Source organism: Ralstonia sp. PBBBR1, assembly GCF_002256165.1.
Lineage (GTDB): Bacteria > Pseudomonadota > Gammaproteobacteria > Burkholderiales > Burkholderiaceae > Ralstonia > Ralstonia thomasii.
Map to the genome: position 1 here is coordinate 178,068 of NZ_NKIL01000005.1, position 24,325 is coordinate 202,392.

Below are 24,325 nucleotides of genomic sequence, written 5' to 3' on the forward strand. Positions count from 1 at the left end.
CGCATGGAATCCCGCCTAGTCTCTGCCCGCCGCTCGCCATGGATGGCGCTGATCGTTGTCGCTCTCATCGGCGTGTTTCTCGCGCTGTGGACGGACGACCTGTTCCAGCGCTCCACCCTGTTCCGACCCGATGAAGGCCGCTATGCGGAGATCCCGCGCGAGATGGTGGTCTCCGGCGACTGGGTGACGCCGCGCCTGAACGATCTCAAATATTTCGAGAAGCCGCCCCTGCAGTATTGGACGACGGCTGCCACGTTCCAGGCATTCGGCGTCAGCACCTGGGGAGCGCGCCTGTGGCCGGTGCTGTTCGGCCTGGGCGGCATCCTGATGACGGCCTGGACGCTGGCGGTCTATCGCGGTGGGCGGGCGGCGGCAACCGGCGCAGCGATTCTCGCCTCGTCGCTGCTGTATCTGCTGTTCGGGCAGGTCATCACGCTCGACATGGGCGTGGGCTTCTTCCTGACCGTCGGTGCGTGCGGTTTTGCGCTCGCGCAGCGGCCCGGTACATCCCGTGGTGGGCGGCTCGCGTGGATGCTGGTGGTCTGGCTGGCCCTGGCGGGCGCGACGCTCACCAAGGGATTGATCGGGCTGGTCGTCCCCGGGCTGATCGGCGTGGCCTATCTGCTGATGACGCGCGACTGGCCGCTGATCCGCCGCATGCACTGGCTACCTGGCCTTGCGCTGTATCTGATCGCCACGGTGCCGTGGTTCGTGATCGTGCAGCAGCGCAACCCCGAGTTCTTCAACTTCTTCTTCATCCACGAGCATTTCCAACGCTTCCTGACTAACGAGCACCATCGCAGCGGCAAGTGGTGGTACTTCATCGCGGTGGGCGCGGCGGGGCTGCTGCCGTGGACGCCGCTGCTGTTTGCGGCCATCGGCCGGCGCATGGGCCGCGCGGCCGACCTGTTTGTCGGCACGCGGCAGTTTGATCTGATGCGCTGGTCGATTGGGTGGGCGGGGATGATCTTCCTGTTCTTCTCGGCATCGAACTCGAAGCTGCCGGGCTATATCGTGCCGGCCTTCCCCGCGTTGGCGATCGTGCTGGCACTGGCGCTGGAGAAGATGCCGACCCGCGCGGTCGCATGGTCGCTGGGCGTCAATCTGCTGATCGCCATCGGGCTATGGTTTGCCGTGCCGATGATCGGCGCCAAGGCCGGCGCCAAGATGCCCGCCGAACAGGTTGCGCTGGCCATGCCGGCGCTGCGCGAGGTGATGGCCATGCTGGCTGCCGGCACGCTGGCCGCTCTCGTGGCGCTGCGCTGGCAGCGGCGCACAGTGGCCGTGATCGTGCTGTCGGTCTCCGCCCTGTTCTGCTGGGACTGCATTCTCAACGCCAGCGAGATCTTCCGCGACGCGCTGTCTGCCCGCGACGTCATCGAAAAGACGCTGAATGCGACGGGCCCGATTCCCGCCGAGACACCGTTCTACTCAGTCGAGTGGCTGGACCAGACCGCCATCTACTACCTCGGTCGGCCGATGACGCTGGTCTCGGGCTTTGACGAGCTGGAAATGGGCGCCGGCCTGGAGCCAAACAAGGTGGTTGCCACCACGGACGCATGGATCAAGCGCTGGACCGACGGGCCACCCGCCTACGCATTCATGCGCCGCACGACGTGGCAGAAGCTGCAGGAAGCGGGCGTGCCGATGCGGCTGGTAGCTGAATCTGCCGACAAGGTGGTGGTGGCGCGGCGGTAAGCCTCTCCAAACCAATCGCATCCCCCAAACAAGAAGGGCCGCAACATCTGCGGCCCTTTTCATTACCTGCGGCGACTGCCGGCACTCACCACGTACAACTGCCGCGCAGGAACGCCCATTCCTCGCATTCATCGCCGCCGGGGCTGACGCAGGTTCCCACTTCAGCGCCGTTGGCGCGCGTGGAAAACTCAAGCTGACCGCCGCGCTGCAGGCAATACGTGGATGCCGGATTCGCCATGCCGGGCGTTGCGCGTGGCGGTTCGGTGTCGCCGGCAGGCGGGGGCGCGTAGGTCGGCGCTGGCTGCATGGCAGGCGACGGTGGCAGCGGAGTAGGCGGCGCGGGTGCGGGCCTCGGCGGCGGGGGCGCGGGTTGGATGATCGTGCGCGGCGGCTCCCACGGAGGCATCGGCGACGAGCAGGCTGCCAGACCCATCGCCAGCACACACGTGGCAACGGCGGCGGTCATGCGGGCCTGGCCAGCATCCTTGACGAGACAGACAGCGCGATTCATGCGTTTCCTCCCGGAGTTCTGGTGAGCGCACGCAACAAGCGTGCTTGCCTCGCTTAGGATAGCTTACGCAATCGCTCGCCCGTATGTCAGTCGGGCGATCGGGCGGTCAAGCCGCCGCAGTCGAGACAGGAAACCGCATGGTGACCCGGAAACCCGGCGATGGCGCGTCCGTGGCCGTTGGCCCGACGGTGAGATCACCGCCCAGATGACGCACCAGGCGATCGACAATCGCCAAGCCGAGCCCGCAATGCGCATTGCCGCCGCGCGCGGGGTCAAGGCGCACAAAGGGCCGCATGACGCGATCAAAGTCGGCAACGGGGATGCCCGCGCCGTGGTCTTCCACCGTCAGCGTGTAGCCGGTCTCGTCCGCCGACGTGCGCACGTTGACAGGCTCGGCGCCATACGCGAACGCGTTGTCGAGCAGGTTGACGACGATGCGCTCCAGATGGGTCGGTTTGAGGCGGAAGCGGTCCCCCGCATGCAGATCGAGCGCGACATGCTTGCCCTGCTCGGCAAACGGCTGCACCAGGCCGCGCAGATGACGGTCGACCGACACCTCGCGCGCCTCGCTGTCGCCGCTTTGCGCGTAGGCGAGAAACTGCTCGACGATGGCCGACATGGATTCGACGTCGCGTTCGATACCCGCGCCGGCTTTCTGGTCGGCCAGCATTTCGGCACGCAGGCGCAGCCGTGACAGCGGCGTCTTCAGGTCGTGCGCAATGCCGGCCAGCATAGTGTTGCGCTCTTCGTCGGCGGCTGACAGGTCAGCGGCCATATGGTTGAACTGGACGGTCAACTGGCGGAGTTCGTACGGGCCGCGCTCCTTGAGCGGCGCCACATAGCGACGCCGGGCCAGTGCACCGGCAGCATCGGCCAGTTCGCGCACGGGGCGCTGGATCTGCCACGCCGCAAACAGCGAGAACGCAATGGCAATCGCCAGCACCACCATCACGCCCGGCACCACGGCCGAAATGGTGGGCGGCGCGTGCACCCACACCAGCGGCATGGCGATCCACTTGTTGCGCTGCGAAAAGCGCACGAACACGCGCGGCGTGGGGCCTGCTTCCAGCCGCAACTGCGTGTCGGATGGCAAGCGGCGCGCAAGCTGTCGCACCAATTCCGCAGACTTGTCCGATGCCGACGACGCGTCGCCCGACGGCGGCTCATCGGTTTCGGTCACGAGATCCGGCAGCTTCACGTGCAGGTGACCATCCATCGCTGCCTGAAAGGCCTGCAACTGGAACGCCATCTGATCTACCGAGGCCTGGAACTGCCGCTCGCGCCGCTCCGCGCGCAGCACGCCCAGCCACGAGAAATGGCTCAGCACGAGCACCACCACGATCAGCACGGCCAGCCGGCCGAACAGCGTGTCGAATCTAGCCCTGAACTTCATTGACCTCTTCCCGCTCGTCCGGCACGAAGGTGTAGCCGCGGCCGCGCACGGTCTGGATGTAGCGCGGACGCTGGGCGTCTTCTTCCAGCACGCGGCGCAGGCGCCAGATCTGCACGTCGATGCCCCGGTCGGACACGCCGCTGCCGGGCCCGTACATCAGCTCGACGATGTGCTCGCGCGTGAGCACCTGCATCGCATGCCCGATCAGCAGCTTGAGCAACGCGAATTCGGTATCGCTGATGGAGAGTGCGCTGTCGCCGCGAAACAGCGTACGCATGCGGAAGTTGAGCTTGAACGGGCCGAAGCTGAAGCTGTCGCGGTCTTCCGGGGCCGAGGCCGGCACGGTCAGGCGGCGGCGCAGCACGGCGTTGATACGGGCCAGCAGCTCGCGCGGCGAGAACGGCTTGCCGAGATAGTCGTCGGCGCCGATCTCCAGGCCGATGATGCGATCGATCTCGTCACTGCGGGCGGTGAGCAGGATGACGGGCACGTCGTCGTTGCGGGCGCGCAGGTCACGCAGGGCCGACAGGCCATCCACCTTGGGCATCATCAGATCGAGCACGACGAGCGCGGGGCGCTCGCGTTCGAGCCGGGCAGCCAGCCCGTCGCCGTCGTGCAGCACGGAAACGGCAAAGCCCTGCTGGGTCAGGTATTCGCGCAGGAGGTCGCGCAGTTCGACGTCGTCATCGACGACCAGGATCTTGGTGCCGCTCATCTGTCTGGTGGAGTGTCTGGTAGACGCAGGAAGGTGTGCTCATGATAGCGACTGTGGCCACCACGAATGGCGCGCACTTTCACCATATTGTTTCGCGCGGTAACACCGCAATGGGTTTGTAATCTCACGTAATAGAACCCGCTGCGCGACTAATTCAGCCCAAAGACGTTGCCTTTAAGCTGCGGTCTGACTGGAACGGGCGCCCGCTATCATGTGCGCTCGTCCCCATATTGCTAAGAACAGGAACGCCAATATGTCCGATCCCAAGGACCAGAAGCCCGGCCAATTTGACGACGCAGGTCGCCGTACGCATGCTGGGAAAGAGACGCCCAACGAGGTGTCTCCGACGCTGCTGCCGCCCCCGCGCGAGGGTGGCAAGCGCCGCCGCTGGGGCATCTGGGTGGTGATCACTCTTCTGGTGCTGATCGGCTACGCGGTCTATCACGCGAAGTATCGCGACGCAGGCGGCCCGGGTGGGCGAGGAGGCGCTGGCGGGCGCGGCGCAGCGATGGCCGGCAAGCCGATGCCGGTGATGGTCGGCACGGCCATCAAGGGCGACATCAACGTGGTGCTGTCGGCGCTGGGCAATGTCACGCCGGTCAACAACGTGACGGTCAAGACACGAGTGGACGGCCAGCTCGTGCGCCTGGCATTCACGGAGGGGCAGACCGTCAAGGCCGGCGACCTGCTCGCAGAGGTCGACCCGCGCACCTATCAGGCGCAGCTCGCCCAGGCGGAAGGTCAGCTAGCGCGCGATCAGGCGCTGCTGCAGAACGCGAAGCTCGACTTGCAGCGCTATCAGACGCTGCTCTCGCAGGATTCAATCTCCAAGCAGCAGGTGGATACGCAGGCCGCGCTGGTGCGTCAGTACGACGGCACGGTCAAGCTGGACCAGGGCAACGTCGACAATGCACGCGTGCAGCTTTCCTATACGCGCATCACGGCGCCGGTGCCTGGCCGGGTTGGCTTGCGGCAGGTGGACCCGGGCAACATCGTGCACGCATCGGACACCAACGGCATCGTGGTCATCACGCAGATCGACCCGATCACGGTCATCTATTCGATTCCCGAAGACAGCCTGCCCAAGGTCATGCCGCGCCTGCAGTCCGGCGACAAGCTGCCGGTGGAAGCGTGGGACCGCGGCCAGACCACGCAGCTCGCGCGCGGCGTGCTCATGACGGTGGACAACACCATCGACAACACCACGGGCACCGTCAAATTGCGTGCGCAGTTCCCGAACCAGAACGCGATGCTGTTCCCCAATCAGTTCGTGAACGTGCGCATGCGGGTGGATACGCTGCGCGACGTGGTGATCGTGCCGGGTGCCGCCATCCAGCGCGGCACGCAGGGCACCTTCGTCTACGTGGTGGGCGACGACAACAAGGTGGCGCTGCGCCTGGTCAAGCTGGGCGTGACCGAAGGTGATCGTGTGTCGGTGGCGCAAGGCCTGCAGCCCGGCGAGCGCGTGGTGATCGACGGTGCCGACAAGCTGCGCGACGGCTCGCCGGTTGAGGTGATCCAGCCGGGAGCCGCCGCCGCAAGCGCCCCCGCCCCCGGCCAAGCCCATCAGGGCGGGCGACATCGCCGTGGCCAGGGCGGTGCTTCAGCACCCGCCGCGAGTGCCCCGGCCGCCAAACCGTAAGCCCTGAGTCGTGCATTGCGTGCACGCGCCTGACGAAGTCTTCTGTTCCGAGCTGGCATGAATCCCTCCCGAATCTTCATCCTCCGGCCCGTGGCGACCACGCTGTTGATGGTCGCCATCCTGCTCTCGGGCCTGGTGGCTTATCGGATGCTGCCGCTCTCTGCGCTGCCCGAAGTCGATTACCCGACCATCCAGGTCACGACGCTGTACCCGGGTGCCAGCCCCGATGTGATGACGTCGTCCATCACCGCACCGCTCGAACGCCAGTTCGGGCAGATGCCGGGCCTGAAACAGATGACGTCATCCAGCTCGGGCGGCGCCTCGGTCATCACGCTGCAGTTTGATCTGTCGCTCTCGCTCGACATTGCCGAGCAGGAAGTACAGGCGGCCATCAACGCGGCCGGCAACCTGCTGCCGAACGACCTGCCGATGCCGCCGATCTACAGCAAGGTGAACCCGGCCGACGCGCCAATCCTTGCGCTGGCGATCACCTCCAACACGATGCCGCTGCCCAAGCTGGAAGACCTCGTCGACACGCGCATCGCGCAAAAGCTGTCGCAGTTGCCCGGCATTGGCCTGGTCAGCATCAGCGGCGGGCAGCGGCCCGCCGTGCGCATCCAGGCCAATACGTCGGCGCTGGCGGCGCTCGGGCTGTCGATCGACGATATCCGCACCGCCATCGGCACCGCCAACGTCAATGGGGCCAAGGGCAGCTTCGACGGCCCGATGCGCGCCTCCACCATCGACGCCAACGACCAGCTCAAGTCGGCCGCCGAGTACAGCAAGATGATCGTCGCCTACAAGAACGGCGCGCCCATCCGCCTGACCGACGTGGCGCAGATCGTTGACGGCGCCGAAAACAGCAAGCTGGCCGCCTGGTCCAACACCACCCCCGCCATCATCCTGAACGTGCAACGCCAGCCTGGCGCCAACGTGATCGAGGTGGTCAACCGTGCCAAGGCGCTGCTGCCACAGTTGAAGGAAACGCTGCCCGGCAACGTAGAGGTATCGCTGCTGACCGACCGCACCACGACGATCCGCGCCTCGGTATCGGATGTGCAGTTCGAACTGATGCTGGCGGTGGCGCTGGTCGTGATGGTGATCTTCCTGTTCCTGCGCAACGTGCCGGCCACGGTCATTCCGGCGGTGGCGGTGCCGTTGTCGCTGGTCGGTACGTTCGGCGTGATGTACCTGGCAGGCTTTTCGATCAACAACCTCACGCTGATGGCGCTGACCATCGCCACCGGCTTCGTGGTGGACGATGCGATCGTCATGATCGAAAACATCGCGCGCTACATCGAAGAGGGTGACCCGCCGATGGAAGCCGCGCTCAAGGGGTCCAAGCAGATCGGGTTCACCATCATCTCGCTCACGTTCTCGCTCATCGCGGTGCTGATTCCGCTGCTGTTCATGGGCGATGTGGTGGGGCGGCTGTTCCGCGAGTTCGCCATCACGTTGGCGGTATCGATCCTGATCTCGGCCGTGGTGTCGCTCACGCTCACGCCGATGATGTGCGCACGCTTGCTCAAGCACATTCCCGAAGCCGAGCAATCGCGCTTCTATCACGCTGCGGGCGCGTTCTTCGACAACGTCATCGCGCGGTACGGCCGCATGCTGCAATGGGTGCTTGACCGGCAGAAGACGACGCTGCTGGTGGCCATCGGCACGCTGGTGCTGACGGGGCTGCTGTATGTGGTGGTGCCCAAAGGCTTCTTCCCGGTGCAGGATACGGGCGTGATCCAGGGCATTTCGGATGCGTCGCAGTCGATTTCGTTCTCGGCCATGGCGGAGCGGCAGCAGAAGCTGGCCGAGGTGGTGCTGAAAGACCCGGCGGTGGAGAGCCTGTCGTCGTTCATCGGCGTGGATGGCGTGAACACGACGCTCAACAGCGGGCGCATGCTGATCAACCTCAAGCCGAAGGATGAACGCGACGCCGATGCCACCGAGATCATTCAGCGCCTGCAGCCCGAGCTGGCCAAGGTGGCCGGTATCTCGCTGTACATGCAGCCGGTGCAGGATCTGACGATTGAAGACCGCGTCAGCCGCACGCAGTACCAATTCACGGTGGAAGACCCGGACCCGAACAACCTATCGAAGTGGGTGCCCAAACTGGTTGAACGCCTGCAGCAGACCCGCAAGCTGCGCGACGTGGCGAGCGACCTGCAGGACAACGGCCTGCGCGCCTACGTGCAGGTCGACCGCGACAAGGCGGCCGTGTACGGCATCACGATGGCGGCGGTCGACAGCGTGCTGTACAGCGCCTACGGCCAGCGCCTGATTTCGACCATCTTCACGCAATCGAACCAGTACCGCGTGGTGCTCGAAACGGACCCGAAGATGCAGTTGGGGCCGCAATCGCTGTATGACCTGCACGTGGCATCGAGCAGCGGCCAGCAGATTCCCTTGGGCGCGTTTGCCACGGTGGTGGAACAGCCGGGCTCGCTCGTGGTGAACCATCAGGGCCAATTTCCGGCGGCAACCATCTCGTTCAACCTGGCGCCGCGTGCCTCGCTGGGCGCGGCGGTCGACACCATCAATGCGGTCGAAGAGGAAATCGGCCTGCCGGCCAGCATGCAGACCAGTTTCCAGGGCGCAGCGCTGGCGTTCCGAGCGTCGCTTTCGAACCAGTTGTGGCTGATCCTTGCGGCCGTCATCACGATGTACATCGTGCTGGGCGTGTTGTATGAAAGCACGATCCACCCGGTGACGATCCTGTCTACGCTGCCGTCGGCCGGCGTGGGCGCCCTGCTCTCGCTGCTGGTGTCGGGCAAGGACATGGGCATCATCGCCATCATCGGGATCATCCTGCTGATCGGTATCGTCAAAAAGAACGCGATCATGATGATCGACTTCGCGCTGGAGGCCGAGCGTGAGCAGGGCATGGTTCCGCGCGACGCCATCTACCAGGCGTGTCTGCTGCGCTTCCGCCCGATTCTGATGACGACCATGGCCGCCCTGCTGGGTGCGCTGCCGCTGATGCTGGGCACAGGCGTGGGCTCCGAGCTGCGCCAGCCGCTAGGGATCACGATGGTGGGTGGCCTGCTGGTCAGCCAGGTGCTGACGCTGTTCACCACGCCGGTCATCTATCTGGCCTTCGACAGCCTGGGCGGACGCCTGCGTGACTGGCGCGCGCGCCGCGCCGCCCGACGCCACGGTGCCGCCGGCGCCAACCAATCTGGCGGGCAACGATGAACCTGTCCGCCACCTTCATCGCGCGGCCGGTCGCCACGGCGCTGCTGACCATTGGCGTGGCGTTGGCCGGTATCGCGGCGTTCCGCCTGCTGCCGGTGTCCCCGCTGCCGCAGGTCGATTTTCCGACCATCTCGGTCAACGCTTCGCTGCCGGGCGCCAGCCCCGAGACCATGGCGGCTACCGTCGCGACGCCGCTGGAGCGCTCGCTCGGCCGCATCGCGGGCATTACCGAGATGACCTCGTCCAGCTCGCTCGGCTCGTCGCGGATCACGCTGCAGTTCGATCTGTCGCGCGACATCGACGGCGCCGCGCGCGACGTGCAGGCTGCCATCAATGCTTCGCGCAGCCTGCTGCCTTCGGGCCTGCCGAGCAACCCGACGTATCGCAAGGTCAATCCGGCCGATGCGCCGATCATGATCGTGGGGCTGACGTCCGACACCAAGTCGCGCGGCGAGTTGTACGACGCGGCCTCAACCATCCTTGCGCAGAAGCTGTCGCAGATCAACGGCGTGGGCCAGGTCTCCATCGGCGGAGCTTCGCTGCCGGCAGTGCGGGTCGAGCTGAACCCGATGGCGCTGAACAAGTACGGCATCTCGATGGAGACCGTGCGCACCGTCATCACCAGCACGAACGCGAACAAGCCCAAGGGCATGATGGAATCGGGCGACCGCGTCTGGACCATTTACGCCAACGACCAGGCAAAGAAGGCCGTCGAATACCAGTCGCTCATCATCGCCTGGCGCAAAGGGTCGCCGGTGCGGCTGGCCGACGTGGCAGAAGTGACTGACAGCGTGCAGGACATCCGCAACTACGGCTCGGCCAACGGCAAGCCCTCGGTGCTGCTCATCATCAGCCGGCAACCGGGCGCCAACATCATCGACACGGTCGACCGCATCAACGACGTGCTGCCGTACCTGCGCAACACCATTCCCGCGCAGATCAACCTCGATGTGATGATGGACCGCACGCCCACCATCCGCGCCTCGCTCAAGGATGTAGAGCGCACGCTGGTGCTGTCGATCGCGCTGGTGATCATGGTGGTGTTCCTGTTCCTGCGCAACGTGCGGGCGACGCTCATTCCGAGCGTGGCGGTGCCGGTCTCGCTGATCGGCACATTCGGGGTGATGTACCTGTGCGGCTACAGCCTCGACAACCTCTCGCTGATGGCGTTGACGGTGGCGACAGGCTTTGTCGTGGACGACGCCATCGTGGTGCTCGAGAACGTTTCGCGCCACATCGAGAACGGCATGCGGCCCATGCAGGCGGCGCTCAAGGGTGCGCGCGAGGTCGGCTTCACGGTGGTGTCGATGAGCTTTTCGCTGATCGCCGTGTTCATTCCGCTACTGATGATGGGCGGCATCGTGGGCCGGCTGTTCCGGGAGTTTGCGGTGACGCTGTCGGTGGCTATCCTGGTATCGCTGGTGGTATCCCTCACCACCACGCCGATGATGTGCGCGCGCTTGCTCAAGCCCGCCGCCGAGGAAGAACACGGCTGGTTTCACCGCAAGACCGAAGGCTTCTTCACCTTCCTGCTCGACCTCTACCGCAACTCGCTGGCATGGGCGCTGCGGCACAGTTGGTTGACGCTGCTGATCCTGCTGGCCACGGTGTGCCTGAACGTCTACCTGTACATCATCGTGCCCAAGGGGTTCTTCCCGCAGCAGGACACCGGCCGGGTGATCGGTTTCATCCAGGCGGACCAGTCGATCTCGTTCCAGGCGATGCGCACCAAGCTGACCGACTTCATCACCATCGTTCGGCAAGACCCTGCGGTGGAGAACGTGGTGGGCTTTACGGGCGGCAGTCAGCGCAATACCGGGCAGATGTTCATTCAGCTCAAGCCGCTGGCCGAGCGCAGGATGTCCGCCGACCAGATCATCAACCGGCTGCGCGGCAAGCTGGCGGGTGAACCCGGCGCGAGCCTGTTCCTGCAATCGGTGCAGGACATCCGGGTCGGCGGTCGGGCCAGCAACGCGCAGTACCAATACACACTGCAGGCCGACGACCTGAACGAGCTGCGCGCGTGGGACCCGAAGATCAAGCAGGCGCTCACGCAGGTGAAATCGCTGACGGACGTCAACACTGATACGCAGGACAAGGGCCTGCAGACGTCGCTCGTCATCGACCGCGACAAGGCCAAATCGCTCGGCATCAACCCGAGCGATATCGACAACGCCCTGAACAACGCGTTCGGGCAGCGCCAGGTATCGACCATCTACAACCCGCTCAACCAATACCGCGTTGTGATGGAAGCGGCGCCGCAGTACTGGCAGAACCCCGACGGTCTGCGTGACATTTACATCATCACCTCGACGGGTGCGCAGGTACCGCTGTCGACCTTCTCGCACTACGAGCCCACCAACACGGCGCTGGCGGTCAACCACCAGGGGCAGTTTGCGGCAAGCACGATCTCGTTCAACCTCGCGCCGGGGGCATCGCTGTCCGGTGCAACGCAGGACATCCAGGACGCGATGAACCGCATCGGCGTGCCGTCCTCCGTGCATGGAAGCTTCCAGGGCACCGCGAAGGCGTTCCAGGATTCGCTCTCGAGTCAGCCGGTGCTGATCCTGTTTGCGCTCATCACCATCTACATCGTGCTGGGCGTGCTGTATGAGAGCTACGTCCACCCGATCACGATTCTCTCTACGCTGCCCTCGGCCGGTGTGGGGGCGCTGCTGGCACTGATCATTACCGACACGGACTTTTCGATCATCGCGCTGATCGGCGTGATTCTGCTCATCGGCATCGTCAAGAAGAACGCCATCATGATGATCGACTTCGCGCTGGAGGCGGAGCGCAGCCAGGGCATGAGCCCGGCGGATGCAATCTTCCACGCCTGCGTGCTGCGCTTCCGGCCGATCTTGATGACGACGATGGCGGCGCTGCTGGGCGCCCTGCCCCTGGCGCTGGGCCACGGCGACGGCGCGGAGCTGCGTACGCCGCTGGGCATCTCCATTGTCGGCGGGCTGCTGGTCAGCCAGATCCTTACGCTCTACACCACGCCGGTGGTCTACCTGGCGCTCGACCGGCTGCGCCTGCGCCGCGCCGGCCGCAGCAAGGACGCACCGCTGCCCGCATTGGATTCGCAAGGAAGCTGAACATGACAAGAGGCACTCAAGCCCTCCGTACCTCGTTGCTCGCGCTGGCCGCGTGCGCACTCGTCTCCGCCTGCGCGGTCGGGCCCGATTACAAGCGCCCCGATGCCGAAGTGCCGCAGCAATACAAGGAAGCCGGCGACTGGAAAGTCGCCGATCCGAGCGACGCCATTGCCCGCGGCAAGTGGTGGGAGATCTTCAACGACCCGCAACTGAACGCGCTGGAAGAACAAGTGGCCGCCGCCAATCAGAACATCCTGGTGGCCGAGGCGCAGTACCGCCAGGCCCAGGCGCTGGTGCAATCGGCACAGGCTTCGTTCTTCCCGACGCTGGGTGCCAATGCGTCAGCCACGCGCAGCCGTTCAGTGCGCACGTCGGTCAACCCGGATGGCAGCCTGTCGACCGGCAACCCAAGCCTGCTCAATTCGCAGAGCCTGTCGCTCAACGCCAGTTGGGAACTGGACCTGTGGGGCCGCATCCGCCGGACGGTTGAGTCGAACAAGGCGAGCGCGCAAGCCAGCGCAGGCGACTTATCGTCCGCTTTGCTGTCGGCACAGGCGACGCTTGCGCAGAATTATTTTCAATTGCGTGTCACGGATACCCAGAAAGCCGTCTTGCAACGCACGGTGGCGAACTACGAGCGCTTCCTGAAACTCACGCAAAACCAGTACGCCGTGGGCGTGGCGCAGCGTTCCGACGTGCTGACCGCGCAGACGCAACTCAAGCAGTCGCAGGCGCTGCTGCTGGATACCGAAGTCACGCGGGCGCAGCTTGAGCACGCCATTGCGGTGCTGATCGGCAAACCGCCGGCGGAGTTCTCGCTGGCCCCAGCCACTGCTGCGAGCGCCGCCGACCTGCCGGCCCTGCCTGCCATTCCGCTGGAAGTGCCATCGGCCGTGCTGGAGCGCCGTCCCGACATCGCCGCCGCCGAGCGCCGCATGGCCGCTGCCAACGCGCAGATCGGCGTGGCCAAGGCCGCGTACTTCCCGACGCTTACGCTGGGTGCCTCGGCCGGCCTGGCGGCCAACACGCTCACGCGCCTGGCAACACTGCCCAGCCGCGTCTGGTCGATCGGCCCAACCCTGGCAGCCACGCTGTTTGATGGCGGCGCGCGTGCAGCCGCCGTCGACAAGGCCGGCGCTGCTTACGATGCATCGGTCGCAACGTACCGCCAGACCGTGCTCGGTGCATTCCAGGATGTCGAAGACAACCTCGCCGCGCTGCGCTGGCAAACGCAGGAATTTGGTACACAGGCCGATGCCGTCAAGGCCGCGCAGGAAGCCGCGCAGCTCAACCTGAACCGCTATCGCGCAGGCACGGTGAGCTTCCTGGAAGTCATCACTGCACAAGCCACGGCCTACAGCGCCGAGCGCACGCTGCTCACGCTGCAGGGCAAGCAGTATTCGGCAGCGGTGCTGCTGGTGAAGGCGCTGGGCGGTGGCTGGCACGGCGAAGTACCGGTGGTCGGCAAGGCAGCGCTGCAGCCGGCATCCACGCCAGCCGCGCAATAACCCTTCTCTTAGTGCCGGTGGCCGCCAACGTTTCGCCACCGGCAATGTCCCCTTGTGCGTAAGGCCGCACGCAGTCGGATAGTTCCCCCTATAATCGACAGAATTTATTTCAGACCGCCCCGATCATCAGGGCCGGCTGATGCAGCACCAGGCGCGCAAATTGCGTCGCCCGATGCCTTGCAAGCCCGCTCGGTGCCATCCAGACGGTCTGTTTGCCTGCCACCACGTCCGCCGCGCGCGTGGTTGCCGACGCAGTTGCCCCGATTCACGCGCGCCGCTCAACTGATTCTGCTCTCTCTGATGATCCGATCCGCGCTTCCCCGTTCCGCCAAGCTGCTGGCCGCCGCCCTGGGCGCCGCCACGCTGTTTGCTGCCCTGCCCGCTCAGGCTGACCCGTCCGTGCGCGCCATCTACGGCAAAGACAACAAGCACGGCATCGAGAAATACGGCGTCGACCTGGATTTCGACTCGGGCTTCCACTGGGGCAACCCGGAAGGCTGGTTCGTGAATCTGGATTGGGAAGTCGCGCTGGGCCAATGGCGCTCGACCAAGGGCACCAACCGCCAAAACATCACCGAATTCGGCGTGACGCCGCTATTCCGCCTTGAAAAGCGCGGCGGTTCGTGGGTACCGTTCATCGAAGCTGGTGTCGGCCCGCGCTTGCTGTCGCACGTCAGCACGTCCAATGAACACTATTTCAGCACGGCCTTCCAGTTCTCCGACATGATTGGCGTGGGCGTGGCCTTTGGCAGCAAGCAGCAATTCCAGATGGGCTACCGCTTCGAACACCTGTCGAACGCGTCGATCAAGCGCCCGAACCCCGGCACCGATCTGAACGAGCTGTACTTGCGGTACACGTTCTAAGACCTGAGCGTTTGCAACGCTTGAAGAAAGACGGCCTGCCTTGCGGCGGGCCGTTTTGTTTTAGCGCGCAGTAATGGACTAGCGGGCGTCGGCTTCGCCGTCGAGATCGCGATCGCGCGATCGCATGCCCATCAGCCGCTCGTAGTTGAGCGATGCATGGAAACCCAGGCCGTTGCCACCGGCACGCTTGACTTCATACATCGCCGCGTCGGCATTGCGGATGAGCGTCTGCGCATCACGCCCGTCGGTTGGGTACAACGCCACGCCAGCACTCACGCCCATCGACAGCACGTGGCCTTCCACACGGAAGGGCGTCTGCAATTGTTCGATCAGACGCTCCACAGTTTGCGTCACATCGTCGCGCGTGGCGCAATGCGTGAGGACGGCGACAAATTCATCGCCGCCCAGGCGCGCCACCGTGTCGGAAGCGCGCAGCCCGCTACGCAACCGCATCGCCGTGGCCTTCAGGACGAGATCACCCACCGCGTGGCCGTACTCATCGTTGACGGGCTTGAAGCGATCGAGATCAATGAACACCACGGCAACCTGCCCGCGCGCGCGACGCGCCGCCTGAATGGCAACGAACAGGCGATCGCGAAGCAAACGTGCATTGGGCAAGTCCGTCAGCGGATCATGCAACGCGAGGTGGTGCGCCTGGTCCAGCGCCGTGCGCCGCTTTGTCACGTCGAGCAGCGTGCCGCTCACGCGCGTGGCCATGCCGCGGGCATCACGCTCGGTCACGCGCCCGCGCGCAGCCACCCAGATCCATTGGCCATGGCGCGCGCGCATGCGCTGCTCGATTTCAAAGCTGTCGGCATCACCGCGCATATGGCGATAGATGCGCCGCGCGCTCAATGCGGCGTCCTGCGGATGCACCATTGCGAACCACGCATCCGGATCGTTGGACAGATCGGTCGGCTCGTAGCCGAGCATGTCGGCCGTCCGGCGGTTGAACGACACATGCCGTGCACGCGTGGACCAGTCGAACGTACCCAGCCCGGCGCCGTCCAGCACATAGGCCAGCCGTTGCTCCGACGCGCGCAGCGATTCCAGCGCCAGGCGCCGCGCGGTCACATCCTGCATCTGCACGACGAGGTGCTGGTTGCCGTGATCGTGCGCCACCGCCACGTCGGTCTGCACCCAGACGGTGGTGCCGTCTTGACGGACCAGGCGCGTTTCCATCGACAGCGCATCGCGCTGGCCGGTGAGCAGCAACTCGATGCCGTGTCGCGTGCGTTCAGTGTGATCGGGGTGGCACAGGTCGAACAGATCGCGCGTGCGCAGCGCCTGTGCTTCGTGACCGGTCAGCGCGCACAGCGCTCGGTTCACGTCGAGGAAGCGACCCTCCGGCGCGCACAGGCCGATTCCTATCGGCGAATGTTCGATCGCAGCCTTGTACAAGTGGTCGTCCTCAAGCATGGCGATGCTGTTTCGCGAATGCGGCAGTCCCGGGGGTGGTTGATGTGGTGGCCATCGCGCCGCCGGGAACCCTATGACGCAATGGTCGCGTCGGGGCGCGCGGTGGCCGTTGGCGTGATCCCCGTAACCGGTCTCGTGGTCTGCGTGGACCAGTTGGCAGCTGGCACTGACAGACCTTGGTGCGTTGCAAGCGCACGAATCGAGGCGGACTATAGAAGCCGCGAGTTAACGGGGCAATCCCTTCCCGCGAGGGGACATGGACCGCGAGCGCGCTTTGGGTCCCCTCGTGCGCGAGACGACGCGAAGGAAACGCGCCCCGCGTCATTCCCGTCTGCGTTTGTCGACGTCGATTGTCGACTCTTGCCCAGCGTCGCCGGACACCTCACAACTGTACACCGTCCCCCCGCCGCGAAGCAGCTAGCCGTTCGGTTAGGTCGCGCAGACGCCGCCGGCACGCAATCGTTTGCCACACCGGCGGGTCGCAATTTCCACATTGTGAATGTCTTAAGGTGAAAACAAGGCCCCAACCTCATCCGGAAGGACGAAACGCGAAAACGGGCGGCTCCGTTACTATTCTTCAATATCGCTTCAGGGGGGCGAATTCAAACACGGCGAGCCGCGGCAACAACGCACGCGGTTGTGGGAGGTCGTATGGAATTGAGCTTTGTCGCCCCCGGCACGCAGACGCATCGGTATGCGCTCAAGCTAGCGGGCCTGCCCGAAGGTACCGAGCCCGGAACGACGCCAGTCGATCCAGCTTGGGTGGACGATGCCCTTACCGCCGCAGTGCGCGTGTTCGACGCGCACCGCGTGCACTTTGCCGACGCCTATTTCGCCTATCGCGCACGTGAAACGGCGCAGCATCCCAAGCGCACCGCCGGCAAGACCTCAATTGCCCGCGTTGCCGGCGATCTCCACGACGATACGCCGCTGCTCGCGGATACGTTTGCGATTGCGCAATTGGCGGCACTTGTCTCGCTGGAGGCGTCCGGCGTGGCCGATGTGATCGACATTCACCTGGTGGTGGAGCGCCTGCGGGACGATGCCCCCGTCCCGCCCGCTGACGGCATTGGCGACGTGACCTTCGCTACGGAAACTGGCGCCGGCGTGCAGAGCGCGGCCAGCCGGCATTAACGCGCACGGCAGCGCCTCAGGGCCCGTTGTGCGTGGGCCGTGCCGGCACGATGGTCGGTTGCGGCTCCGTTGGCGTGCCGACGGCATCGGCGTCACGAAACGTCCAGTACCGGTGCACCAGGAAGTTGAAGATGGCCGTGATGGACGAGGCGAACACCTGCGCAATCAGGTAATACAAACCGATCCCCAGGCCGACGGCCATGATGCTCGCGTTGCACCCCAACGCTAGAAAGGCCACCAGGCCGAAGCGCACCATCGCGCCGATGTGCCCACGTGTGCTGTTGAAGACGGCCTGCCGGCTGATGAAGTAGTTGAGCGTGGCACCGATCACGCTGCCCGCCACCGACGCCCGCCACGGCGAGACCCCCACCTGCACGAGCCCGAACAGCACCACATAGTGCGCCAGCGTTGCACCGCCGCCGATGACGACATAGCGAGCAAATTGCTCCACCGCCGCCCAGAAATGCCGCCGAGACGTCATGCGCGTGCCCACCCCATCCACTTTGGAACCGACATTGTGCTCGATCATGGCTCCCGGGCTGCAACTCGCGTGCCACCGACCCTGCACAATAAAGTGCGCTTAAAGTTGTGCAACATTTGGCCGTATAGAAACGTGGGGCCCTGCGCGGCTGTTGGCTCCCCATTGCCATGCTCGAACTTCAACCTCTCGACATTCCGCTTGCGATTCCCCTGCCGTGGCCGATGCTTGACGCCGACGGGCAGTTGCTCGTCCCGAAGGGCGACGTCATCCACTCGCCGGAGGAGATCGACCTGCTGTGCACGCTGCACCGCCCGCATCGGCTGGCGGACGGCACGCCCGCGCCTGCACCGGCGTTTGCAAACACGCAGTTCCCGAACACGATGTTCCCGGACATGGGCGACGACCCTGACGGTGAACGCACGATCGCCATGGAACTGCTGGGCCTGCGCCCCGGCGGCATGCTGACCGTGCGCCTGACCGCAGGCGCCGGCCAGACCAAGGGTGCCGCGCGCGTGATGGGCTACAGCCCGCAGCGCCATCTGCTCATCACCATGCCCACCGACAGCGGCCGCACCGTCATGCCGGTCAAGGACGAACTGGTGGAAGTCCACGCTTTCTCGGGCGAGGGCATCGCCAGCTTCGAATGCACGGTGATGGCGGTGTGCCGCATCCCGTTCGAATACGTCGTGTTGTCGCCGCCGCGGCGGATCAAGAACCGCGCGTTGCGCAAATCGCTGCGCGTGCGCGCCAACGTGGTCGGCAAGATGCTGGTGAGCGGCGACCCGCCACGCATGATCCATATCTCCGACATCAGCACCACGGGCGCGTCGTTCCGCTCGGCGCATCGGCTGGAAGTGAGCGGCGCACCGGCGCGTCTGCGCTTCCGGGTGAAAACGCGCGACTACCATTCCGAACTGGTGGCTGCTGCGCTGGTGCGCAGTGAAAAACCGGCCGACCTGCCCAACGTGTATCAATATGGCGTGGAATTCGTCGAGTTGGTCGCCGCCCAAAAGATGCTGCTGCAGTGCTTTATCTATGAACAGTTGCTTTGGGGTGGGCAGCGCATGGTGTAACGTGGAAACAGAACTGATATTCGTATCTTTTTTATCAGAATTAATTACCGTTAAACGTTAAAGGCGTTCGCCTGATCCACGCGAAAAGATGCTGGGAAACGGCCATCATGGCTGCCTTTAGGCTTATGATGCCGCAGGCTTACCTGTGACAAAGCATTACAATTGACGGCGCCCCGAGCGCACGCATTTCCGTTTTAAAGGTATTTGCAGGACGATCCCCATTTATGAGCCGCGCAAGGTCTGCCGCGCCATCGAGTCTGGATCCCATCTCCGGATTGCCCGACCGCGGGCGATTCGTCCAACTGCTGGCTGCCATGCCTCAGCCCGCACGCCAGGATGCAATCGGCGCCCTGCTGCTGATCGGCTTCGACCATTTTGCCGAGGCGACCAACACGCTCGGGCCCTTGGCAGCACGGGAGGTCATCGCCGAATGTGCATCGCGGCTTGAGGCGCTGAGCGTGCCCGCCGCGGATGGCAACGCACCCATCGTCGGGCGCATCGGCCCCGAGACTTTTGCCGTTGCCTGCGCAGACTTCGTCTCGGCACAGGATGTACACGATCTGGCGCGGCGGATTTCTGCGGCACTCACGCGACCTTTCATCACGCATGGTTACGAGCTGGTCTGCTCTTGCAGCATCGGCATGACGCTTTTCGAGGGCATGCCCTCCGATGCGGCACGGCTGATTGAACAGGCCGACCGGGCGCTCTATGGTGTTCAGCACGGTGCCGAACCCAGCCCCGCGCTGTATGCCCCGGCGGCCATGCCCCCAGGCACGGGCACCAACGTCGCCCGCGCCGACGGATACGACGCCATCGCCGAGCACCCGCGCCTGGCCGCCCAACTGCGCCACGCGCTTGCACGCCGCCAGTTCAGCCTGAACCTGCAGCCACAACTGAGCCTGACCGACGGACGGATCGTCGGCTACGAATTCTTGCTGCGCTGGAGCTCACCCGAGCTGGGGGGCGTGGCACCGGCGGATTTTCTGCCGATCCTGGAGCAGACCGGCGACATTCGCGAGGTGGGCCACTGGGTGCTCGACAGCGCCGCCCAGATGCTGGCCGGACTGCTGCGCGAAGAATCCGAGCGCGCAGGACGCAACAGCCGGCATCAGCCGGGCGTGCATGCAGCCGTCAACCTGTCGGTTGCGCAGCTGCTCGATCCGCAATTGAGCGACGTCGTGCGCGACATTGCCGCGCGCCACGCGGTGCCGACCACCCGGCTTGTCTTCGAGATATCGGAACACACGCTGCACCGTGCCAACGGCTCGGCGCAGAAAGCGGTGGAAGCCCTGCACGCGTGCGGCGCGCGCGTGGCGGTGGAAGACTTTGGAGCCACCGCGCACAGCCTCGATTGCCTGGCAACGTTCCGGCCCGATCAGGTCAAGCTCGACCAGGCGATCGTCAACGCAGTGACCAACGCGAGCGATCACGCGGTGCTGCAACGCCTGGTGACTGCCGCGCATGGTGCGGGCGTGCCCGTCATCGCCACGCGCGTGGAAACCGCCGCACAGCTCCATGCCTTGCGGGCCTGCCGGTGCGACGTGATCCAGGGCTATTTGCTCTCGCAACCGTTTCCTGCCCGCTGGATCGACGACACACAAGACGTGATTGCCGAGCGCGCGCGCGATCTGATGCCGTAAAGGAAAACGCCCTCCCGCCTGTCAGGCGGAAGGGCATTGGTGTTGGCGCGTGCTTCTTATGCGTGCTCGACGCGGAAGACCGCCACCGCGCTGCGCAGCGCCTCCGCCTGTTCTTCCAGCGATTCCGCCGCCGCAGCGGCCTGTTCGACCAACGCCGCATTCTGCTGCGTCACCTGATCCATCTGCGTGACGGCCTGGTTGACCTGCTCGATGCCGCTGCTCTGTTCTTCCGACGCAGCGCTGATCTCGCCCATGATGTCGGTCACGCGGCGCACGGCCACCACCACCTCGTCGATCACCGTGCCGGCTTCGGCCACCAGGGTCGACCCGTTCTGCACGCGGCCCACCGAATCGCCGATCAGCTCCTTGATCTCCTTGGCCGCCGTGGCGCTGCGCTGTGCCAGGCTGCGCACTTCACCTGCCACCACGGCAAAGCCACGGCCCTGCTCACCTGCACGGGCGGCTTCCACCGCCGCATTCAGCGCCAGGATGTTCGTCTGAAAGGCGATGCCTTCAATCACGCCAATGATGTCCGCAATCTTGCGGCTGCTTTCGTTGATGCCGGCCATCGTGTCCACCACGCGGCCGACGACTTCTCCGCCTTTGACGGCGATGTCCGACGCGCTGACTGCCAGCGTGCTCGCCTGACGCGCGTTGTCGGCGTTCTGCTTCACGATGCTGGTCAGCTCTTCCATGCTCGACGCCGTTTCTTCCAGCGACGAGGCCTGCTGCTCAGTGCGCTGCGAGAGGTCCGCATTGCCGGCTGCAATCTGCTTGGTGGCGCTGGCGATCGAATCCGATCCCGTGCGCACTTGCCCGATAATCTGCTGCAGGCTCGTTTGCATGGACGACACCGCGTGCATGAGGCGAGCGGTCTCGTCGCGCCGGCCAGCGGTGGTCTGGCCTTCCATTCGGGTGGCGAGGTCGCCGGAGGCCATGCGCTCGAACATCTGAATGGCGCGCTCCAGCGGACGCACCACGGTGCGGCCGAGTACGCCACGCGCCACCACCGACAGTACCAGCGCGGCGGCCAGCAAGCCACCCGAGATCCAGATGCTCATCGCATAGCGCGATTGGGAATGGTCAAAGCGTTGCTGGCCGTACTTGAAGCGCGCCCCGACCAGCGGCCCGAGCGCCGTGTCGTAATCGACGAAGAGCTTCGGCACCAGGTTCGTGTTCAGCTCACGGTACGTGGTGAGGTCGCTGCGCTCCAGCGCGGCAATGGCCGGCTCCAGCGCGGTCTTGACGAACTTGGTGCGGGCGGCGTCGGCGGCTTGCAGCTGGGCGCGGTCGGCCTCCGGAATGGGCAGCTTCATGAACTGGGCCCAGGCGTCGTTGGCCGAGTTGACCATGGTGTGCGCATCGGCCAGCAGCTTCTTGAGTTCTTCCGGCGACGAGACCGAATCGAAATTGGTCAGGTGGATGCGCGCCCACAGCAGGTTGATGGTGTCTTTGGCCAGCAGGTCCAACCCCTTGGCGTCTTCCAGATACACCGCGCGCAAATCGTCATTGGTCGCCCGGCCGGTGGTGATACCCGCGAAGCCCACCAGGGCAATCATCACTGCAAATACCGCGACCAGAAACGTCAGCCGCGTGCGAATGCTTGTGTCCATCCACTTCCACATGTGTTTTTCTCCTGCATGGTTGGGCCGTGCGGCGCCGAGATCCCGTCCCTGCGCCCCTCTTCAGGCACCCTGTTCACTCCCAAAGGTGCTAACGGCAGCGGACGGCAGAAGTAGAGGGCTGCGCCCCGAATGTCCGGGATGCGCCGCAAGTGATATGCAAGAAGGCAAAAAAGATGCGGCCGACGCACCCCCGGTGCGCGGGGTCGCACTAAAATGCGGATTGCGCCACCGCTGGGGTGGCAATCACGCGAACATCGTGCGGGATACCGCACGGCTCACAAGGGGATCGAGATGAAGAAACTGATCGCACTGCTGGCCCTGGGCTGCGCCGTTCTGGCTGGCTGCAACACGATGGCGGGCATGGGCAAGGACCTCCAGACCGGTGGCCAGAAGCTGGAAAACGCGGCTGACAACACCAAGCAGAAGATGTAATGAAGCGAGGGCCGGGAAAACCCTGGCCTGAGTCAGGAAACGCCGCAACTTCGCGGCGTTTTTCTTTTGGAGCCGCTTACAGCAGTTCTTCCGGAGTCAATGGCGCCAGCATCTGGATCCACGTCCGGCGGCCCAGGCCCACCTCCGGCTCGTGATCGACGACGACCTCCTTGCCGTTCTCGTGCGTGGTCCAGCGCAAGTGGCCATCATCCTTGGTCACCCGGTAGGCACTGTCGCGCACCGAGTCGTCAAACAGCCGGGCTACCGCCTCCGACAGCACCGGACTGCGGATGATCAACCCGGTTTCCGTGTTCAGTCCGATAGAGCGCGGGTCGATGTTCATCGAGCCGACAAACAGCGTGCTGCGGTCCACCACGATCGATTTCACATGCAGGCTCGCCTGCGACGAACGAAAAGTGCCGATCATCTTCGGGCGATCGCCCAGGGTCGGGCGCAGCTCGTACAGTTCAACACCGTCGTCGACCAGCTCGCCACGATATTTCGCATAGCCCACATGCACGATGGGTGCGTCGGTCGCCGCCAGCGAGTTGGTCAGCACACGCAGGCGCACGCCGCGATCCTGCATGCGCTTGGCCACCTCGACGCCGCGCTTGCCGGGCACGAAGTACGGCGAGATCAGCACCACCTCGCGCTCGGCCTCGTCAATCAGACGCAGGAGCGTCTGGGCAAGGCGCTCGCCACCAGGTTCCACGTCATCACCCGACACCTTGGCCGGACGATCGACGATCACCTGCGCGGGCGCCCACTCCAGGCGCAGGCGGCCACGGGCGATCTGGTCGGCCAGGAACCAGTCGCGCGGGGCAGGCTTGAGCGGCAGGCGCTGCTCCGGCGCCGGGCTGGCGAGATCGGTCTGGTCGGATGCCGGCTTGGCAGAACCGGACCCCATGTCGACCGGCCGGGTCGGCACGTCGATCTGCTGCGGCGGCCCTTCCGGCCGATGCGGCATCGTCACCGGCGGCGGATAGTTGCCGTCCTTCGGCTCGGGTGGATGCGCCGTGCTCGGCTCGGGCGCCAGCGCCTGCACCGGATAGGCGAATTCGCTGTTCCAGTACGCATCGAATGCCGACGATAACTGGCGCACCGCCGGCCCGGCAGCCAGCACGTCCAGATCGACGAAGTTGGTGGTCTGGTTCTGCGTGAAATACTCGGCGCCCAGATTGCGCCCGCCCGTCACGGCCAGCGCGTTGTCGGCAATGAAGGCCTTGTTGTGCATGCGCCGGTTGACGCGGCGGAACTCAGCCGCACCGCTCAGGTACCGTGTAACGTTCGACATGCGCCCGCCAGGAAAGGGGTTGAACAGCCGTACGTCGATGTTCTTGTGCGACGAAAACTTGAGAAATGCCAGATCGCGCCCGTCGCTGTGCAGATCGTCCACCAGCATGCGTACGCGCACGCCCCGGTCGGCAGCGGCGCGCACATGGCGCATCAGTTCGCGCACGCTGTTGTCGCTCGCAATGATGAAGTACTGCAAGTCCAGCGTCCGCTCGGCCCCGTCGGCCAGCGTGAGCAACGTGGCATAGGCTTCTTCGCCCGAGGGGATCAACCGGAAGCCGGACACATCGGCCGACGGCGCGTTCGTCTGCGCGAGACGCCCCAGCAAGGTGGCCGATTCAGCATTGGGCAGCGCCGTCGTCACGGGCCGATCGACGTGCTCGGGCAGGCTTGCGCAGCCCGTCAGCAGCGCAATGACCAGCCAGGCAAACCAGGCGCGCAGATATGTCGGGAGGTTCCTCGGGTGCCCTTGCATGTTCGATGTCGTGTTGGGTACGGCAAGTCGAGAGGACGTCCACTTCACACCAGCATGCGGCGTGCCTGGACAGGCTGCACGGTCAGACTACGCGAGATATCAGCCGAGGCAGTATCCGTGTTTGTCCGACGC

Annotated in this window: 17 protein-coding genes; 10 read left to right on the forward strand and 7 right to left on the reverse strand. The window is 65.0% G+C overall.

Features of this window, described 5'->3' with window-relative positions; all coding sequences use genetic code 11:
* The first annotated feature begins 3 nt into the window (after positions 1-3).
* Positions 4-1,698 carry a glycosyltransferase family 39 protein gene (locus CFE42_RS09500; protein ID WP_004627496.1) on the forward strand — a complete coding sequence of 565 codons (1,695 nt, stop codon included), beginning with the start codon at positions 4-6 and terminating at the stop codon, positions 1,696-1,698.
* A gap of 85 nt (positions 1,699-1,783) precedes the next feature.
* Here the strand turns inward: CFE42_RS09500 and CFE42_RS09505 are convergent, their stop codons facing one another.
* The 3 genes from CFE42_RS09505 to CFE42_RS09515 all read right to left on the reverse strand — a co-directional run bounded on the left by CFE42_RS09505 (position 1,784) and on the right by CFE42_RS09515 (position 4,317).
* Positions 1,784-2,209: a DUF333 domain-containing protein gene (locus CFE42_RS09505; protein ID WP_004627497.1), complete on the reverse strand. Its 426-nt coding sequence runs from the start codon at positions 2,207-2,209 to the stop codon at positions 1,784-1,786.
* 106 nt (positions 2,210-2,315) lie between these two features.
* On the reverse strand, positions 2,316-3,602 hold the full coding sequence (locus CFE42_RS09510) for an ATP-binding protein (RefSeq protein ID WP_004627498.1): 1,287 nt from the start codon (positions 3,600-3,602) through the stop codon (positions 2,316-2,318).
* Positions 3,586-4,317, reverse strand: coding sequence for a response regulator (locus tag CFE42_RS09515; RefSeq protein WP_004627499.1), 732 nt, complete (start codon positions 4,315-4,317; stop codon positions 3,586-3,588). Before CFE42_RS09515 ends, CFE42_RS09510 begins: the two co-directional genes overlap by 17 nt.
* 253 nt (positions 4,318-4,570) lie before the next feature.
* On the opposite strand from CFE42_RS09515, the gene CFE42_RS09520 reads away from it, so the two are divergent.
* From CFE42_RS09520 to CFE42_RS09540, 5 genes are all read left to right on the forward strand, one after another.
* Entirely contained in the window at positions 4,571-5,959 is a 1,389-nt protein-coding gene (locus CFE42_RS09520) for an MdtA/MuxA family multidrug efflux RND transporter periplasmic adaptor subunit (protein WP_004627500.1), read from the forward strand.
* A 57-nt stretch (positions 5,960-6,016) separates the two neighbouring features.
* Positions 6,017-9,151, forward strand: coding sequence for an MdtB/MuxB family multidrug efflux RND transporter permease subunit (locus CFE42_RS09525; RefSeq protein WP_004627501.1), 3,135 nt, complete (start codon positions 6,017-6,019; stop codon positions 9,149-9,151).
* Entirely contained in the window at positions 9,148-12,249 is a 3,102-nt protein-coding gene (locus tag CFE42_RS09530; RefSeq protein ID WP_004627502.1) for a multidrug efflux RND transporter permease subunit, read from the forward strand. Before CFE42_RS09525 ends, CFE42_RS09530 begins: the two co-directional genes overlap by 4 nt.
* 2 nt (positions 12,250-12,251) lie before the next feature.
* The gene (locus CFE42_RS09535; protein ID WP_004627503.1) at positions 12,252-13,757 is read left to right on the forward strand and encodes an efflux transporter outer membrane subunit; all 1,506 of its coding nucleotides are present in this window, start codon (positions 12,252-12,254) and stop codon (positions 13,755-13,757) included.
* 300 nt (positions 13,758-14,057) lie between these two features.
* Positions 14,058-14,621, forward strand: a complete 564-nt coding sequence (locus tag CFE42_RS09540; protein WP_004627504.1) for an acyloxyacyl hydrolase — start codon at positions 14,058-14,060, stop codon at positions 14,619-14,621.
* A gap of 78 nt (positions 14,622-14,699) precedes the next feature.
* On the opposite strand, the gene CFE42_RS09545 is transcribed toward CFE42_RS09540, so the two are convergent.
* Positions 14,700-16,040: a sensor domain-containing diguanylate cyclase gene (locus CFE42_RS09545; RefSeq protein WP_004627505.1), complete on the reverse strand. Its 1,341-nt coding sequence runs from the start codon at positions 16,038-16,040 to the stop codon at positions 14,700-14,702.
* Between the two features lie 651 nt (positions 16,041-16,691).
* Between CFE42_RS09545 and CFE42_RS09550 the strand changes: the two genes are divergently transcribed.
* Positions 16,692-17,174 carry a hypothetical protein gene (locus CFE42_RS09550; protein WP_004627506.1) on the forward strand — a complete coding sequence of 161 codons (483 nt, stop codon included), beginning with the start codon at positions 16,692-16,694 and terminating at the stop codon, positions 17,172-17,174.
* A 16-nt stretch (positions 17,175-17,190) separates the two neighbouring features.
* Here CFE42_RS09550 and CFE42_RS09555 read toward each other — a convergent pair whose 3' ends face one another.
* Positions 17,191-17,703 (reverse strand): GtrA family protein, encoded by a 513-nt coding sequence (locus CFE42_RS09555; protein WP_004627507.1) that lies wholly within the window; start codon positions 17,701-17,703, stop codon positions 17,191-17,193.
* Positions 17,704-17,822: 119 nt separating this feature from the next.
* On the opposite strand from CFE42_RS09555, the gene CFE42_RS09560 reads away from it, so the two are divergent.
* Both CFE42_RS09560 and CFE42_RS09565 read left to right on the forward strand, forming a co-directional pair.
* Positions 17,823-18,728, forward strand: a complete 906-nt coding sequence (locus CFE42_RS09560; RefSeq protein ID WP_004627508.1) for a flagellar brake protein — start codon at positions 17,823-17,825, stop codon at positions 18,726-18,728.
* Positions 18,729-18,952: 224 nt separating this feature from the next.
* On the forward strand, positions 18,953-20,368 hold the full coding sequence (locus CFE42_RS09565; protein ID WP_004627510.1) for a bifunctional diguanylate cyclase/phosphodiesterase: 1,416 nt from the start codon (positions 18,953-18,955) through the stop codon (positions 20,366-20,368).
* 56 nt (positions 20,369-20,424) lie between these two features.
* Here CFE42_RS09565 and CFE42_RS09570 read toward each other — a convergent pair whose 3' ends face one another.
* A complete protein-coding gene (locus CFE42_RS09570; RefSeq protein WP_004627512.1) occupies positions 20,425-21,993 on the reverse strand; it encodes a methyl-accepting chemotaxis protein in 1,569 nt (522 codons plus the stop codon).
* Between the two features lie 291 nt (positions 21,994-22,284).
* Between CFE42_RS09570 and CFE42_RS09575 the strand changes: the two genes are divergently transcribed.
* Positions 22,285-22,425, forward strand: a complete 141-nt coding sequence (locus tag CFE42_RS09575; RefSeq protein ID WP_004627513.1) for an entericidin A/B family lipoprotein — start codon at positions 22,285-22,287, stop codon at positions 22,423-22,425.
* A 76-nt stretch (positions 22,426-22,501) separates the two neighbouring features.
* On the opposite strand, the gene CFE42_RS09580 is transcribed toward CFE42_RS09575, so the two are convergent.
* On the reverse strand, positions 22,502-24,193 hold the full coding sequence (locus CFE42_RS09580) for a phospholipase D family protein (protein WP_004627515.1): 1,692 nt from the start codon (positions 24,191-24,193) through the stop codon (positions 22,502-22,504).
* Positions 24,194-24,325 lie beyond the last annotated feature (132 nt).